At 31.6% G+C, this 2,998-nt stretch carries 4 protein-coding genes; 3 read left to right on the top strand and 1 reads right to left on the bottom strand.

The genetic code is table 11. The features are described from left to right. The first annotated feature begins 169 nt into the window (after window positions 1-169). From BMY56_RS18375 to BMY56_RS18365, 3 genes are all read left to right on the top strand, one after another. Entirely contained in the window at window positions 170-922 is a 753-nt protein-coding gene (locus tag BMY56_RS18375; protein ID WP_245737288.1) for a DUF4844 domain-containing protein, read from the top strand. A gap of 175 nt (window positions 923-1,097) precedes the next feature. Beyond that, a complete protein-coding gene (locus tag BMY56_RS18370; RefSeq protein WP_091627722.1) occupies window positions 1,098-1,715 on the top strand; it encodes a hypothetical protein in 618 nt (205 codons plus the stop codon). A 220-nt stretch (window positions 1,716-1,935) separates the two neighbouring features. Beyond that, window positions 1,936-2,739 carry a hypothetical protein gene (locus tag BMY56_RS18365; RefSeq protein ID WP_091627720.1) on the top strand — a complete coding sequence of 268 codons (804 nt, stop codon included), beginning with the start codon at window positions 1,936-1,938 and terminating at the stop codon, window positions 2,737-2,739. 18 nt (window positions 2,740-2,757) lie between these two features. On the opposite strand, the gene BMY56_RS18760 is transcribed toward BMY56_RS18365, so the two are convergent. Beyond that, window positions 2,758-2,998: hypothetical protein (locus tag BMY56_RS18760; RefSeq protein ID WP_218144584.1), on the bottom strand; the 241-nt coding region annotated here is incomplete at its 5' end.

Raw genomic sequence — 2,998 nt, 5'->3', positions numbered from 1 at the left:
GTTTAGAAAAAAAGAACAATCAGTGAGGTTAGAAACTAACTTAGTGTAAACTCTAATCTATAACTTTTGTAAACAATGTATATTAACGAACATTTGAGAAATGACGAAATACATTCAAATTTTCATACTTTTTTTAACCTTATCTGCTTGCGGACAAAAAGCAACTGAAATGAAAACACCAGAAAATGCTAATAAGCACTTTACTGATTTCATCGCAAAGAAAAAATTTGTTGCTCAACCCTATCCGAATTATTATCCAGGAATCGCAGATGAAAAAATGCGACTAATTTTCACAGAGAAAATCAACCAAATTGCATCTGACTTTAAAAACGTTGCGGAATCTGAAAATCCGACTGACAAAGATTATCAAGAACAAATTGGAATTGGAATTTCAAAATTTAGAGAAAACTATTTGAAATTAGATACAGAAGACCGAGAAATGGTTTGTGTTTATATTGAGCAATTAATGGACATAGTTGGACTGGAGAGCTCAAATGGGCAGTTGAACAAATTTATGTACGGATTTGACCCGATGGAAATGAAAAAAGAAGAAAGATGGACTGATGAGCACGGAAATGTCTTTATCCAAAAAGAAAATGAAGTTTCAATAATTCCAGCTAAATATGAGAAAACTGGAAAAACATACAAAGTGTTTATTTTCAACGAAACTGCGAACGAAATTCAAGTTTCGGAAAGTCTTAAAATACGACCGAACGAATTCAAAGTTTTCAATATGGTTGACACAGACACGCTTGAATTAAACAATGGCGTAAAATTTATGTTTGGCGCAACCTATGGACTTGAAATCGAGGACAAAAAATCACAAGTCAGCGGACTTGGAGGCGAATTTTTAGTAAAATATGGAGTTCCTGACGAAGCGGAATGGGCTTTTGTGATTGTTCCAGAAGGCGAAGGAGATTAAAAAATAAAAACTGTAGCTAACAACGGCTATAGTTCATTACGGCTGAGATTCCTAATCGGAATTTCAAGCCTTTTTGCTAAATTTATGGTTACGGCGGAATGATACTCGCGTACCATTCCGTAACGAAACCATAGCCGAGACAGTTGTAGGTAATTAAAACAGACATTAGAAAATAATGAAATTATTAAAGTATTTTACTCTTGTTTTACTCATATTGTCATGTAAGAATGAAGAAGCACAGATTATGCAGCATGGTTATTTCAATAGTTCAACAAGAGAGTTTAATAGTACCAGAATTAATTGGAGAATAATAGTTCCTGAGAAATGGCAAATTACTACAATTGATACAATAAAATCCCAACTTGAAAGAGGGTTAGACAAAATAGAACTTAAAAAATCTGATGACCACTTAAAACACAATATAAATATCAGCTACTTGATAGCCTTTAATAAGAATAATCGAAATTCATTCACTGCATTCTTGGACGAAGCTCAATATGAAAAAGCAAATTTCGAAAAAGTAACTCGTAATTCTAAAAATGTGTTACTTGAACAACTTGAAAAACAAGGCATAAAAGCAGACACGACTTGGAGCAAAAAAAGAATTAGTGATATTGACTTTGATGTATTTGATTTACTAATAGATATACCAAATACTGAAAATGATTTTCATCAACAATATTACAATACGTTCATTGATGATAAATATTTAACAATACTCATTGGATATGATAATTCTGAAGATAAAACTGAACTCTTAAAAACACTAAATACATCTTCCTTTATCAAATAAAACTACCTACAACACTATATATAGCAAATAGGGTGATTAGTGTTTAATCAAAAGGTTTGTGTCTATTTGCAAAGTCGCCAAATCTTTTGATTTGGTATTAAAAAGAGAAAAATTAAAACAAAAAACAAAAGATTTGGCTTGTGGTTAAACCGAAAATAATCGTTTGTTTTCTGCCCTACTTGCCATATATTTAACGTTGTGTGTCATTTAAAAGAAAATTATGGGAACTTGGGGAACAGCTATATTCTCAGATGATTTAGCCTCAGATATAAAATTGGAATTCAAAAACAAAATTGGATTTGGAAAAACACCAACTGAGGCTACTGAAGAACTTCTTAAAGATTACGCGGAGGAGATTAATGACAATGATGAATCTTCTGTCTTTTGGTTATCTCTTGCAGCGACACAATGGAGTTTAGGTAGATTACTTCAAAATGTTCAAGAAAACGCACTTGAGATTATTAAAAGTGGCAAAGACCTTGAGAGGTGGAAAGACGATGAAAGGGACCATAAAAAGAGAAAAATAGTTCTCGAAAAATTAAAAAGTCAATTACTAAGCGAACCACCTAAACCGAAAAAAATCTCTAAACCATTTATACGTGAAACTATAATGGAAGAAGGTGATATAATTTCGTATCAATTAAAAAATGAAAAATTCATTATACTAAAAGTTATAGAAATTCGACAAGACCAATGTGGTGATAGATATCCGTTAATAGAGACTTTAGATTTTTATGAAAATAGAATTCCAAAATTGAGTGAATTAAAAGATGTTACTTTAAAAAATTTAGATGAAAACGGTGGAATCGATGACGGATTTTTAAAAATTAAATCTTCCGGACAATTTTATTTATCTTCTTATGGTAAAAGAGATTCTGAACCAATTGAGAGAATAAAAGTTTTAGATAAAAAGGTAAATGTAATATCAAGAAAAGGTACAACTCCTCTATTTTGGTGGAAAGATTTTGATAATAGAATTATAGAAGCGTTTGAAAATAAAAACGCCACACAACAAAACCTATAAACAATACGGGCTTCGGGCTTAATCAAAAGGTTTGTGTATTTTTATGATGTCCGCAAAATCTTTGGGATTTTGCTTTAAAAAAGAAAAAACAAAACAAAAAGATTTTGCTATGTGCGTGGCGGAAAGCAAACGCTGGTTTGCTCCCGTACTGTTCATAGCTAAAACGTTAGCTTTAATATTAAAAAAAGGGGAATATGTCTGAAAAAAGGGAATGGATTGGAGAAACTGGATACTGCAATTGTCTGCTTGTAGTAATGTT

The organism is Maribacter orientalis (assembly GCF_900109345.1).
In the GTDB taxonomy this organism is placed as follows: domain Bacteria; phylum Bacteroidota; class Bacteroidia; order Flavobacteriales; family Flavobacteriaceae; genus Maribacter; species Maribacter orientalis.
Note: the sequence above shows the minus strand (reverse complement) of the source record. Positions and strands in the feature narration are given on the sequence as shown.